This is a genomic window from Pseudomonas sp. LBUM1661, from assembly GCF_059695925.1.
In genome coordinates, this window is record NZ_CP166794.1 from 1,062,736 (window position 1) to 1,075,982 (window position 13,247).

The window sequence follows — 13,247 nt, forward strand, 5'->3', positions numbered from 1 at the left end:
CGATGTTTGGTAAATTAAGTTGGGAAGCGGTCCCGTTCCACGAACCGATCGTGATGATAACCATCGCCATGATCGCGCTCGGTGGTCTGGCGCTGTTCGCAGGAATCACCTACTTCAAGAAGTGGACCTACCTGTGGACCGAGTGGCTGACCTCCGTCGACCACAAGAAAATCGGCGTGATGTACATCATCGTCGCCATGGTCATGCTGCTGCGCGGTTTTGCCGACGCCATCATGATGCGTACCCAGTTGGCCATGGCCACCGAGGGTTCGCCTGGCTACCTGCCGCCTGAACACTATGACCAGATCTTCACCGCTCACGGTGTGATCATGATCATCTTCATGGCGATGCCATTCTTCACCGGCCTGATGAACCTTGCGGTGCCGCTGCAGATCGGCGCGCGTGACGTTGCCTACCCGTTCCTGAACTCCCTGAGCTTCTGGCTGCTGGTTTCCGGTGTGGTGCTGATCAACCTGTCCCTGGGCGTTGGCGAGTTCGCCAAGACCGGTTGGGTTGCCTATCCGCCGCTGTCGGGCCTGCAATACAGCCCTGGCGTGGGGATGGATTACTACATCTGGGCGCTACAGCTATCCGGGCTGGGTACGACGCTGACGGGGGTCAACTTCCTGGCCACCGTGCTGAAAATGCGTACCCCTGGCATGAAGCTGATGGACATGCCGATCTTCACCTGGACCTGCACCTGGGCCAACGTCCTGATCGTGGCTTCGTTCCCGATCCTGACCGCTACCCTGGCACTGCTGACGCTTGACCGTTACATGGATTTCCACATTTTCACCAATGAACTTGGTGGCAATCCAATGATGTACGTCAACCTGTTCTGGGCTTGGGGTCACCCCGAGGTTTACATCCTGATTCTGCCGGCGTTCGGTATCTTCTCCGAAGTCATCTCGACGTTCTCGGGCAAGAAACTGTTCGGCCACCACTCGATGATCTACGCATCGGGCGCCATCTCGATCCTGGGCTTCATGGTTTGGCTACACCACTTCTTCACCATGGGTTCGGGTGCCAACGTCAACGCCTTCTTCGGCCTGGCGACGATGCTGATTTCGATCCCGACGGGGGTGAAGCTATTCAACTGGCTGTTCACCATCTACCAGGGCCGTCTGCGTTTCACCAGCCAGGTTCTTTGGACCCTGGGCTTCATGGTGACCTTCGCCATCGGCGGCATGACCGGCGTACTGCTGGCCATCCCGGGTGCTGACTTCGTCCTGCACAACAGCCTGTTCGTGATCGCTCACTTCCACAACGTGATCATCGGCGGCGCGGTATTCGGCTACATCGCAGGCTTCGCCTTCTACTTCCCGAAAGCGTTCGGCTTCAAGCTGCACGAAGGTTGGGGTAAAGCAGCGTTCTGGTTCTGGATCACCGGCTTCTTCGTCGCGTTCATGCCGCTCTATGTACTGGGCTTCATGGGCATGACCCGTCGTCTGAACAGCTCCACCAACCCTGAGTGGGTGCCGTACCTGTACGTGGCACTGTTCGGTGCGGTACTGATCGCCTGCGGTATTGCTTGCCAGCTGATCCAGCTCTACGTCAGCGTGCGTGATCGCAACAAGCCAGAAAACATGTGCGAACACGGCGACCCGTGGAATGCCCACACGCTGGAATGGTCGACCTCTTCGCCACCGCCGTTCTACAACTTTGCCGTGCTGCCAAAAGCAGAAAGCATCGACCCGTTCACCGAGGCCAAGGAAAACGGTACTGCGTACCAGGCTCCGACTCGCTACGAGCCGATCCACATGCCAAACAACACCGCCACCGGTGTGGTCATGGGCGCTCTGCTGACCGTGTTCGGTTTCGCGATGATCTGGCACATTTGGTGGTTGGCCATCGTCGGTCTGGCCGGCACCGTGATCTATTTCGCGATCCACGCTGCACGTGATGACCAAGGCTACATGGTGCCGGTCGAGACAATCGAACGCATCGAAGCCGAGCAGCACAAGCGTCTGGTAGCGGCCGGGAAAATTCCAGCCACCGCCACCCGTGTTGAAACCTCGTTGGAACAGGCTTAAACCATGTCGAACTTAGTGACCAATGCTGGACACACCCATGTCGATGGACATGGGCACGATGACCATCACCACGACTCGGGCGAGATGACCGTATTCGGTTTCTGGCTCTACCTGATGACCGACTGCATTTTGTTTGCGTCGATCTTCGCGGTGTACGCGGTACTGGTTAACAACGTAGCGGGTGGCCCGTCGGGCCACGACATCTTCGAGCTGCCATACGTGCTGGGCGAAACCGCCCTGCTGTTGTTCAGCTCGATCACCTACGGCTTCGCCATGCTGGCGTTGTTCAAAGGCAAAAAGACTCAAGTGCTGGGCTGGCTGGCGATGACCTTCCTGTTCGGTGCCGGCTTCATCGGCATGGAAATCAACGAGTTTCACGTACTGATTTCCGAGGGCTACGGCCCTAGCCGCAGCGGCTTCCTGTCCGGGTTCTTCACCCTGGTCGGCACCCACGGTCTGCACGTGACCAGCGGTCTGATCTGGATGGCGATCATGATGTACCAGGTGCAGAAAAACGGCCTGACGGCGACCAACAAGACCCGTCTGAGCTGCCTGAGCCTGTTCTGGCACTTCCTGGACGTCGTGTGGATCTGCGTATTCACCGTTGTTTATCTGATGGGGACTATGTAAATGGCTAACTCAGCTCATTCCCACGCTGGCCACGATGACCACGACGCCAACCACGGCAGCGTCAAGTCCTACGCCATCGGCTTCATCCTGTCGGTGATCCTGACCGTCATTCCTTTCGGGCTGGTGATGTACCCATCGCTGCCGAAAGCCATGACCCTGTGGATCGTACTGGCCTTCGCAGTAATCCAGGTGCTCGTTCACTTGGTGTACTTCCTCCACCTGGACCGCTCCGCTGCCCAGCGTAACAACGTGATCGCGTTTGTCTTCGCCGCATTGGTGATCGTTCTGTTGGTAGGCCTGTCGCTGTGGATCATGTTCAGCATCCACACCAACATGATGGCGCACTGAGGAAACTCCGGATGTCCTTTAAGCACTTTATCCAAATCACCAAACCGGGGATCATTTTCGGTAACGTGCTTTCTGTGGCGGGCGGATTTTTCCTGGCCTCGAAAGGGCATGTCGATCTGGCCATCTTCCTGGCGGCGATGATCGGCACCTCCCTGGTCGTGGCCTCCGGTTGCGTGTTCAACAACTGCATCGACCGCGACATCGACCTGAAGATGGAACGCACCAAGAACCGGGTGCTGGTCCAGGGCTTGATCTCCCTGAAACTGGCCCTGGCCTTTGCGACCGTCCTGGGTGTTGCCGGCGTGGCGTTGTTGTACAAGGTGGCGAACCCGTTGGCCGCGCTGTTTGCGGTGATTGGCTTCGTCATCTACGTCGGTTTCTACAGCCTGTACCTCAAGCGCAAGTCGGTTCACGGCACGCTGGTGGGCAGTCTGTCGGGGGCGATGCCGCCGGTGATCGGCTACGTTGCCGTCACCAACAGCTTCGACATGGCCGCACTGACGTTGCTGGTGATGTTCAGCCTGTGGCAGATGCCGCATTCCTACGCCATCGCGATCTTCCGCTTCAACGATTACCTGGCCGCCTCGATTCCGGTGCTGCCGGTGAAGCGCGGGATTCAAGTGGCGAAGAAGCACATCCTGATCTACATCCTGGCCTTCCTTGTGGCGACCTTGATGCTGACCTTCAGCGGCTACGCCGGCATGAGCTACCTTGCCGTCGCCGCGGCCATGGGCATGTACTGGTTGTACATGGCCTGGACCGGCTACAAGGCAGTGGATGACACAGTCTGGGCACGCAAGCTGTTCGTGTTCTCGATCTTCACCATTACCGCGTTGAGCGTGATGATGTCGCTGGACTTCAAGGTACCGAGTGAGTTGTTGCTGACTTACGCGCCTTAAGCGTCGGACGCTGTAAAGAAAAACCCCGCCATCGAGAGATGTGCGGGGTTTTTTATTAGGGCGTTTCTGGTGGACCGAGTGGCCGCCTTCGCGAGCAAGCCCGCTCCCACATTTGATCGGCGGCGTCCCCAGTTTTCAGTAGAACGCTGAACCCCTGTGGGAGCGAGCCTGCTCGCGATGGCGTAGTGTCAGGCGACATCGATGCCGGATGTAGCGGCCTCTTCGGGAGCAGGCTCGCTCCCACATTGGATTGGCGTTGCCAGTAATTTTGAGTACAACGCTGAGCCCCTGTGAGAGCGGGCTTGCTCGCGAAGGCCGCACCGCGGTGTATCAGGAAAACTCAGCTATCGAGCAACCGGAAAAACCGCTCGCGCACTTGCAGGTTATCGCTATGGGCAACGTTAAAACGCAGGAAGTGGCTCGCGTTCGGCGCTTTGCTTAGCAGGGTGCCCGGCGCCAGTACGAGGTCGATGTCCAGGCCTTTTCTCGCCAGCGTTTCGGCATGAAATCCTTCGGGCAAACGCGTCCAGAGGAACAAGCCCTCATGCGGCAGCGAGGACACCGAACAACCTGCTTCCAACAACCAGCTTGTTACCCGACTGCTCGACTCATAAAGCCGATCGACTGTACGCCGGGTATGTTTGGCGTAGCTGCCGTCGCTGAGCATCGTGCAGATAATCTGCTCCGCCAGTTCCGAGGTCATGCCGCCACAGGTCATTTTCAGCACCACCATCCGCGCCGCAAGTTGCGGTGACAATACCGCGTAGCTGACGCGGCTGTTGGCGGTCAGGGTTTTGGAAAAACCGGAGACGTAAGTGACATTGTCCAGCCCGCCCGCGGCCAGGCGCGGCGTCCTTCGTTGCTGCAGGTCGCAGTACAAATCGTCTTCAAGGATGTGGAAACCATAACGGTGACTCAATTCCAGCAAGCGATAGACCTGCGCCGGGGAGAACGAGTGCCCGGTCGGGTTATGCAGCGCGTTGTTGGTCATGTAGAGAACGGGACGATGGGCGATCAGCAATTGCTCGAAAGCCTCCAGGTCCATGCCGTCACAATCGCGCGCGATAGTGATGACCTTGGCACCGTGCAACGCCAGGTTGGCGTGCATGGTGAAGTAGCACGGATCGTCGAGCAGCACCGTGTCGCCGGGTTTGACCAGCAGGCGCATCAGCATGTCGATGGCTTGCACGGTGTTGGCTGTGGTGATGATCTGGTCCACCGGCACTTCGATGCCCAAGGTCGACAGCTTGACCCGCAACGCCTCGCGCAGCGGCAGGTAACCACCGGCAACGCCGTATTCGCCCATGCGCAGGGAAGTGGCGCGCAAGGTGCCGCGCACGGCTTTGAGCAATTCGTCCGCCGGCAGCCACGAGGACGGCAGAAAACCGGCACCCGGGCGCAACGAACCATTGTCTTGCAGCACCGCGCGGCGGACCACGCTCAGGGTGTCTTGGGGTTGCAGGTCGGGGCCGGCATCGGTCTGGGTCGTGAGGCTGGAGCGGTGCACGAAATGCCCCGAGCCCTGGCGTGAAACCACCAGGCCCTTGGCCCGCAAGCGGTCCAGGGCATCGACCACCGTGGATTTGCCCACGTTCATCAAGTCGGAGAGTTCGCGAATCGGCGGCAGCCGGGAGCCGTGGGGCAGGCCGCCCTGGTTGATCGCCACGGTCAGCTGATCGACGATCTGCTGGACCAGCGGTACGCCGGGCTGAAATTCGATGGCGGCGATCACTGCACGCTGAACCTGCATTTTACTGGTCTCTCCGGCAGTAAAGTTCGTTCGATTCTATACGAACTTGCTCTGATCAGAACAAGTGTCGCTCTCTACTATCACCTTACAGACTTTCTTGATTGTCGGCGCACGTAGCCCTGCAATCGCTTGGTTTCAGAGGTGTTGCATGAGTGTCGAAACAACGGTCGCCATCGCCAAACCGGTGATCAACATCCGTCTGTTCACGATCCGGATCATCACGGCCGTGTCGCTGTTCGCGGTGTTGGGCAAGGCCAACGTCTGGCTCGACACGGCCACCAACAGCATTCTCGCCCTCGGTTATCGGGCCTTGCTGTTGCTGCTGCCGCTGACATTGCTGGTGCTGGGCCGCCGTTCCCTGAGCGTCACACTGCTGTGCGCTGCCCTCGGGCTGGTACTGCTGGCGGTCACCCGCAATCAAGGCATGGTGATGTTTGCTGCCGCGTTGTTCGCTTATGGCATCGCCATCGCCGGTTACCTGATCAAAAGCGAAGCCGCCCAAACCAAAGAGGGCGCCGCCTACAACCGTGTCGCGATGAACATGGGCAGCCTGCTGGCGGGGTTGATCCTGCTTTCGCCGCTGTTGACCCCCACGATGTTTTTCCTCGGCGCCGCGAGTTTCGTTCTGCTGTGCCTGCCCATTGCCATGGGGGCAACGTTTACCACTGATCCGGTGGTTGCCCGCCCGGCGAGCCAGGACGGCAGCGGCTGGCGCAACAAACTGCCGTGGGTGATCGCCGGCATCATCATGGGCATCAAGCTGTTCGGCGTGTTCTCGATCCTGCCGCAAGCCATCCTCCTCGAAACCGGTGAGTTGCCGGCCTGGTACGGCTTGATGCTGATCCTCAACAGCGCCGTGGTGGTATTCGCGCAGGTGCCGGTGATGAAGCTCATCGAGCGCACCGGGCGCTTCAAGGTGGTCGCGGTGATCGGGATTATCATCGGCGGTTTTGCGGTGCTCTCGTCGCCGGCCGCGTTCCACGTTGAAACCCTCGCCGGTGCGCTGATCTGGGTGGCGCTGCTGTCCATCGCCGAATGCGCGTTCAGCTACCTCGATTACTTCTCCGTCAAACAAAACAACATGTTCGTCAAGGAAGTCTCCCTCGGCGTGGGTGCCGGGCTGACGGTGCTGCTCATGCGCGTGGTGCCGCCGCCGTACAACGCGCTGGTGCTGGCCGCCATCGGCGCGGGCGGGATTCTGGCCTGGTACTGGCTCAACCGAAAATCCAACGCGTCACTGCACGACTAAGTCAGTGTTTCCGTTATTTTCTTCACAGGTCGGGTGCTTCATGAATACGACATCTTGCGTAGTGGTGGTCGGGTACAACGGCAATCGGGTTCACGATATCCAGAAGTTGCGCGACCTCTGCAGAAAACTCTATAACGCCCGACTGATCCTGCTGGTCGAGAAAATCCAACACGATGACGATCAGGTGGCCGACCACGTTTGCAGCACCTCACTGGCGCCGGAAGACGTAGCCAGCTCCCTCGAACTGGTGGCGGGTTGCCTGAATGCCGACCGCTGGAAGCTGATCGGCGTGCTGCCGTTCTCCGACCGCGGTGTGCTGCTCGGCGCGGCGCTGGCCACCCATTACGGTTTGCCCGGCATCACCCCAAGTGAAGCGCGAGCGGGGCTGGACAAGCAGATTTTCCGCAAGCTGGAAGCGGCCGCCGAGACGTCGCCAGACGATTACCGCCCGGTGTTTTCCGCGCGTATCGAGAGCGTGGCCGAGCTGCGCAAAAGGGTCGTCGAACTGGGCGGCAAAGCGTTTATCAAGCCAGCCTGCGAAGGGGCGAGCCGAGGCTGCCGGGTCATCCATCATCCGTCCGAATGCGACGAGGTCTGGCAGGCGCTCAAGCCGTATCGCGAAGGCGGCATCGTCCTCGAAGAGTTGATCCAGAACGCCCGGGAATACAGCTGGGATTACGTAGCCGGCAGCACCTGGGTCACCGAGAAAACCACCACCGAAGGCGCCTATCGCGCGGAGATCCAGCAAATCGTGCCGGCACCGCTGGCCGCCGACGGACAGGTTCGACTGGCGGCGGCTGGTCGACACATGTCGGGCCTGGTTTCGCTGGATAACGGCGCCTATCACAACGAGATTTTCCTGCGCCGCGACGGCCTGACCTCGGCGGTAGAAACCAACATGCGTCCCGGTGGCATGCACATCTGGGACCTCGCGCGCCTGGCGTTCGTCGACTTCGATCCGTGGGAACGCTGGGTCAGATGGGCGGTGGAAGGCACGACCGATCCTCACGATCCCGTCGCTCGCGGCTACTGCGGCATTCGCCTGCTCCGGGCACCGGCCGGCGGTCTGTTGCGCTACGTGCCGGACATCGAGTCCCTGGCCCAAGAACTGAACATCGAACTGGTGGAAGCGGTATACGCCAAGCGCCTCAGTGACTCGGTCACGGCGCTGGTGCAAGACAACACCTCGTTCATCGGCCACATCGTGTTGTTCCGCGAGGACTACGGACAGCTCAGTAACGACTTACTGCGTCTGGCCGAGGCGATCGAATCACGCGTCGAGGTCACCTGCCTGGCATCGGCCTCAAGAGCCGTGGGCTGAGCCTGCGGGATCAATGATTTTTTGCAGTATTGATTGAGAGGGTTTGGTAAATGATTGAGCGCATGAGCTGTGATGAACGTTTCATCACCCTGGCCAAAGAACTCGACTACGACATCTACGGCGAGAACACCGCCGGCGGGCATTATGCTCCGCTGGTCCGGCATCACGATGAGCTGTACATCAGCGGAATGGTGCCGCGCATGAACGGCAAAATTCAGTACCCCGGCCGAGTGGGGCTGGAGCTCAGCCTGGCGGATGCCCAGGCGGCCGCCAGTATCAGCGCGATGCGTGCGCTGGCGCTGATTGTCGATGCCATCGGTTCGCTGGATAAAATCAAGTCATTGATCCGGGTAACAGTGTATGTGAAGTCCACGGCGGACTTTGTTGATCTCAGCGAAGTGGCCAACGGCGCATCGGATGTATTCAGCCATGTACTGGGAGATGCCGGCAAACATACCCGGACAACCATCGGGGTGTATCAACTTCCGAAAAATGCGGCTGTTGAAGTGGACATGATTGCGGCACTGCGGCCATCGGCGTTATGAGTTTAAGGTGTTCGACTTTACAGTGTTTAGGGGTTGGCCTAAGGTTCGGTCACTAAAGTCGACAAGATAAGTTGGTGCGCGCGGATGAATAACGTTCAAGGTGGGTTTTTTTCATATAACGACTTTCGCCAGAGTTTGCAGCAGCCAGCGGTCAGTGCACGGGTGTGGAAGGGCGCTGAACTGACAGACATGCGTCAGCGCCTTGAGGCCAGTGAGATCGATATAGTCGCGCTGGCCCACGACAACAGTATCGAAGGGTGCAAGTTGACGCCCGGGATGGCGGTGTCGATGCAATGGTTGAAACCGGGCGCGGTGCTCAATGGGCACGCTCATGCGTGGTGGCACCTGTTCATCATCCAGTCCGGCAGCGGCGCGTTAAGCCTGGGCGATGCCGATGAAGTGAGCGTCAGCTCCGGCGATGTGTTGCTGGTGCCGGCCTGGACCCAGCACGGCTTCGTCAACACCAGCGCCACTGAACCGCTGGCCATGCTGAACATGAGCAACATGCCGCAAATGGCACAGCTCTCCAATTCCTGAACCGCCTGACCACTCTCATTTCCCTTCCGTTGCACACCAGGGAGTCCGCGTTCGCTGACTCCCTTTTTGTTTTTTTGTTGCCCCTCCAGAACCCGCCTTTTTCGAATGTCTGTATCGATAGAAACAGATAATTTCTGTATCTGTTCAGCGCTTGAGCAACTTACTACGATCGATTCCATGCAACGGATTAATGTGGTTAAAGCAAGGAACCGATCTATGGAAAGTACGAAGCTTAAACTCTATGTGGGTGTGGATTTTGTCAGTGCATTTGCGATGTCGGCATTTGTGGCGCTCAAGGAAAAGCAACTTCCGTTTGACTTGGCGACTGTCGATTTAAAGAGTCGTGAGAACTATCTGAGGCCTTATCAGCATTTATCGTTAACTTGCAAAATCCCGACTTTAGTTCATGGGAGTTTTGCAGTGTCGGAATCTTCGGCCATCGCCGAATATCTGGATGAACTCTCTCCCGGCCATAAAAAACTATACCCGCTGGACATCAAACAGCGCGCCCGTGCCCGTCAACTCCAGGCCTGGCTGCGCAGTGATCTGCTGGTCATTCGCAAAGAGCGCCCGGCGGACCTCATCTACTTCGGCAAGAAAGACAACCCGCTGTCCGACGAGGCTTTGGCCGCCGTCGACCGCTTGTTCTTCGTCGCCGATCGATTGCTGGAAGGGGGCGCTGAACACCTGTTTGGTGACTGGAGCATTGCCGACACCGACCTGGCAATCATGCTCAACCGGCTGGTCGCCAATGGCGATCACGTTCCCGCCCGACTCGCCGCTTATGTCCAGCGGCAGTGGGATCGCGACAGCGTTCGGGCATGGATGGATATAGAGCGAGTAACGCCCGCCATCCAGTAAGAACGGCCAGCCATTATCAGGAGCGCTGCCATGCAGGGAATGTCGGAGCAGGAAAGATACAAACCCTATAACTCACGCACCATTCGCGACACGCCGTACTGGCAGAAACTGACGCCAGCGTTGCAGGAAGCCATGACGGTGGTGGCCCGGGTCATGCCGTTTCGCACCAATGAATACGTCCTGGGCTCGCTGATCGACTGGAACAACATCCCTGACGATCCGATTTTTCGCATGACCTTTCCCCATAAGGACATGTTGCTGCCGGACGAGTACACGTCGCTCAAGCAGCTGATCGAGCAGGATGATGCGGTCGCCATCAAACGTCGGATCGAGGCGATCTGGCTGCGCATGAATCCGCATCCGGCCGGGCAACTGACGCACAACAGCGTGATGCACAACGGCAAAGTCCTGTCGGGCATTCAGCACAAATACCGCGAAACCGTGCTGTTTTTCCCCGGTGCCGGTCAGACGTGTCACGCCTACTGCACTTTCTGTTTTCGCTGGGCGCAGTTCATCGGCGAGGAAGAACTCAAGTTCAACGCCCGTGAATCCCAGGAACTGGTGAGTTACTTGCGTGAGCACACCGAAGTCACCGACGTGCTGGTTACCGGGGGTGATCCGCTGATCATGAACACCCGTTCGCTGGCGGGGTACATCGAGCCGTTGCTGGAACTGAGCCACCTGAAAAGCATCCGCATCGGCACTAAATCCGTGGCGTATTGGCCGCAGCGGTTTGTCAGCGACAAGGATGCGCCCGAGCTGCTCGAACTGTTTAAACGGATCGTCGCGGCAGGGAAAAATCTCTCGATCATGGGCCACTACAACCACCCGGTAGAGCTCCACCAGGACATTGCCCGCCAGGCCGTCGAACGCATTCGTTCGACCGGGGCGACCTTGCGCATGCAGGCGCCGGTGATTCGGCACATCAACGAAAATCCTGCCGATTGGGCTGCACTCTGGACCGAAGGCGTGCGGCTCGGGGCGATCCCTTATTACATGTTTGTCGAGCGCGACACCGGCCCCAGCCACTATTTCGCAATGCCGTTGGCCCGGGCGTTCGAAATTTTCCAGGCGGCGTATCGCACGGTGTCCGGGCTGGCGCGCACGGTTCGCGGGCCGTCCATGAGCACCTTCTACGGCAAGGTGCTGATCAACGGGATCGAAACCGTGGCCGGGGAAAAAGTCTTCGTGCTGCAGTTCCTTCAGGCGCGCAATCCGCAGTGGGTGCTGCGCACGTTTTGTGCGCGCTTCGATCCACAGGCGACCTGGTTTGATGAGTTGCGACCGGCGTTCGGCGAGCGCTCGTTCTTCTTTCAGGCCGAAGCTGTGGCCGCACCCGAATTGATACCGGTCCTGCTCGAAACGGCGTAGGACGATTCATCAGGAGATAGGGATATGAGTGGCATCCCGTTTGATCAACGCGAAGGATTGATCTGGCTCGACGGCGAGTTTGTCGAGTGGTCCCAGGCGCGGCTGCACGTGCTGACCCACGGCCTGCATTACGCAAGCACGGTGTATGAGGGGGAGCGCGTCTACAACGGCAAGATCTTCAAATTGCGTGAACACAGCGAGCGGCTGTATCGCTCGGCGCAGTTGATGGACTTTGCCATTCCCTATGCGCTCGCCGAACTGGAAGCGGCGAGCCATGAACTGCTCATGCGCAACAACGTGGTCGACGGTTATCTGCGGCCGGTGGCTTGGCGCGGCAGTGAAATGATTTCCACCTCGGCACGCTTCAACAGCATTCACGTAGCGATTGCCTGCTGGCAATGGCCGAGTTACTTCGACCCGGCGGCGCGCATGGCCGGCATCCGTTTGAAGACCGCCGCCTGGCGTCGTCCGCCACCGAGTTGCAGCCCCTTCGAGGCCAAGGCGTCCGGGCATTACCAGATAGCGACGCTGAGCAAGCACGACGCGGAAAACCACGGCTACCACGATGCCTTGATGCTCGACTGGCGCGGCCATGTGGCCGAAGCCACCAGCGCCAATGTGTTCTTCGCCAAAGACCGGACGCTGCACACGCCACTGCCGGAGTGTTTCCTCAACGGCATTACCCGTCAGACCGTCATCGACCTGGCCAAGGCACTGGATTATCAAGTGATCGAAAGAACCATTCTTCCTACAGAGCTTGGCGACTTCGACGAGTGTTTTCTGACGGGCACCGCCGCCGAAATCACACCCGTGCAAAGCATCGATGAACAGCACTATCGACCGGGCACTGCCTGCAGCGAATTCATTGCCGCGTACACCTCAACCGTAAACGCCTGATCAACCGCCAGGAATACCACCATGACCGATCAAGGGATTGCTGCGTCTGTACCTTACGTTTCACTGGGCCACCGCCATGAAGAACTGTCGGCGCAAGGCTGGACGGTGCTGACGCCCGACGAATTCGCCGATGATGTTGTAGGCACGCTGCAGGAGTTCGGCCCGATCATTCCGCAATTCAATGGGCAAATGGCGTTCGCCATCACCCGTAAACCGGGGTACGAAGATTTGCCGTACTCCCAGAGCATGAATGGCATCGGCCCGCACACCGAAGCGCCGGTGTATGGGCCGCCGCCGCGTTATCTGGCGTTGCATTGTCACCAACAGGCGACGTGTGGTGGCGGGCATACGGGACTGGTCGACGGCCTTGAGTTTCTGAGTTTTCTCGAACGCACCGATCCCGAGTTGCGGGAGTGGATCAACGACACGCCTGTCGAGTTCGTCGCCACCGCCAAGCCGGGCGAAGCTGCGCAGCGTCGGGTCAAGGAGTACATCCTGACGCCTACAGAGGCCGGGGATATTTTCCGTTTCAGCTACAACCAGTTTCACTACGGCGACGTGAATCCTTCCAAGGAGGACCTGCTTCACTCGCAGGTCGCCAATAACTCGTCGCCCCTGGCCAGGTTCGCGGTGCTGGGCGAAGCCTATTTCGTCGAGCACAACACCCCGGTGCTGATTCCCGACGGGTGCATGCTGATTTGGGACAACTGGCGAATGATTCATGCGCGCAGTCGTTACACTGACCCGGCGCGAAACCTGACCCGCTACTGGCTGGCCTGAATCATCCGTCGCCCAACATTCCATCG

At 58.9% G+C, this 13,247-nt stretch carries 13 protein-coding genes; 12 read left to right on the forward strand and 1 reads right to left on the reverse strand.

The window, feature by feature from the left end:
- Positions 1 to 2 precede the first annotated feature (2 nt).
- From cyoB to cyoE, 4 genes are read left to right on the forward strand one after another with little or no spacing between them, the layout of a single operon-like run.
- On the forward strand, positions 3 to 2,033 hold the full coding sequence (gene cyoB, locus ACA057_RS04815; protein WP_497346346.1) for a cytochrome o ubiquinol oxidase subunit I: 2,031 nt from the start codon (positions 3 to 5) through the stop codon (positions 2,031 to 2,033).
- A 3-nt stretch (positions 2,034 to 2,036) separates the two neighbouring features.
- Positions 2,037 to 2,663, forward strand: coding sequence for a cytochrome o ubiquinol oxidase subunit III (locus ACA057_RS04820; protein ID WP_497346348.1), 627 nt, complete (start codon positions 2,037 to 2,039; stop codon positions 2,661 to 2,663).
- Positions 2,664 to 3,011: a cytochrome o ubiquinol oxidase subunit IV gene (gene cyoD, locus ACA057_RS04825; RefSeq protein WP_497346350.1), complete on the forward strand. Its 348-nt coding sequence runs from the start codon at positions 2,664 to 2,666 to the stop codon at positions 3,009 to 3,011. It begins immediately after the preceding gene.
- Between the two features lie 11 nt (positions 3,012 to 3,022).
- A complete protein-coding gene (gene cyoE / locus ACA057_RS04830; RefSeq protein WP_123435052.1) occupies positions 3,023 to 3,910 on the forward strand; it encodes a heme o synthase in 888 nt (295 codons plus the stop codon).
- Positions 3,911 to 4,250: 340 nt separating this feature from the next.
- On the opposite strand, the gene ACA057_RS04835 is transcribed toward cyoE, so the two are convergent.
- A complete protein-coding gene (locus ACA057_RS04835; RefSeq protein ID WP_497346352.1) occupies positions 4,251 to 5,660 on the reverse strand; it encodes an aminotransferase-like domain-containing protein in 1,410 nt (469 codons plus the stop codon).
- Positions 5,661 to 5,808: 148 nt separating this feature from the next.
- Here ACA057_RS04835 and ACA057_RS04840 point away from each other — a divergent pair, with 148 nt between their 5' ends.
- From ACA057_RS04840 to ACA057_RS04875, 8 genes are all read left to right on the forward strand, one after another.
- Positions 5,809 to 6,909 carry an MFS transporter gene (locus tag ACA057_RS04840; protein ID WP_497346354.1) on the forward strand — a complete coding sequence of 367 codons (1,101 nt, stop codon included), beginning with the start codon at positions 5,809 to 5,811 and terminating at the stop codon, positions 6,907 to 6,909.
- Between the two features lie 40 nt (positions 6,910 to 6,949).
- Positions 6,950 to 8,230, forward strand: a complete 1,281-nt coding sequence (locus ACA057_RS04845) for an ATP-grasp domain-containing protein (protein WP_497346356.1) — start codon at positions 6,950 to 6,952, stop codon at positions 8,228 to 8,230.
- A gap of 50 nt (positions 8,231 to 8,280) precedes the next feature.
- Complete coding sequence (locus tag ACA057_RS04850) at positions 8,281 to 8,775, forward strand: RidA family protein (RefSeq protein ID WP_059403340.1); 495 nt, start codon at positions 8,281 to 8,283, stop codon at positions 8,773 to 8,775.
- Between the two features lie 84 nt (positions 8,776 to 8,859).
- On the forward strand, positions 8,860 to 9,312 hold the full coding sequence (locus ACA057_RS04855; protein WP_497346359.1) for a cupin domain-containing protein: 453 nt from the start codon (positions 8,860 to 8,862) through the stop codon (positions 9,310 to 9,312).
- Positions 9,313 to 9,528: 216 nt separating this feature from the next.
- Positions 9,529 to 10,173, forward strand: coding sequence for a glutathione transferase (gene yfcF / locus ACA057_RS04860; protein ID WP_497346361.1), 645 nt, complete (start codon positions 9,529 to 9,531; stop codon positions 10,171 to 10,173).
- 30 nt (positions 10,174 to 10,203) lie between these two features.
- Entirely contained in the window at positions 10,204 to 11,544 is a 1,341-nt protein-coding gene (locus ACA057_RS04865) for a KamA family radical SAM protein (RefSeq protein WP_497346363.1), read from the forward strand.
- A gap of 24 nt (positions 11,545 to 11,568) precedes the next feature.
- The gene (locus tag ACA057_RS04870) at positions 11,569 to 12,441 is read left to right on the forward strand and encodes a branched-chain amino acid aminotransferase (protein WP_497346365.1); all 873 of its coding nucleotides are present in this window, start codon (positions 11,569 to 11,571) and stop codon (positions 12,439 to 12,441) included.
- Positions 12,442 to 12,462: 21 nt separating this feature from the next.
- Entirely contained in the window at positions 12,463 to 13,221 is a 759-nt protein-coding gene (locus ACA057_RS04875) for a TauD/TfdA family dioxygenase (RefSeq protein WP_497346367.1), read from the forward strand.
- Positions 13,222 to 13,247: the final 26 nt, after the last annotated feature.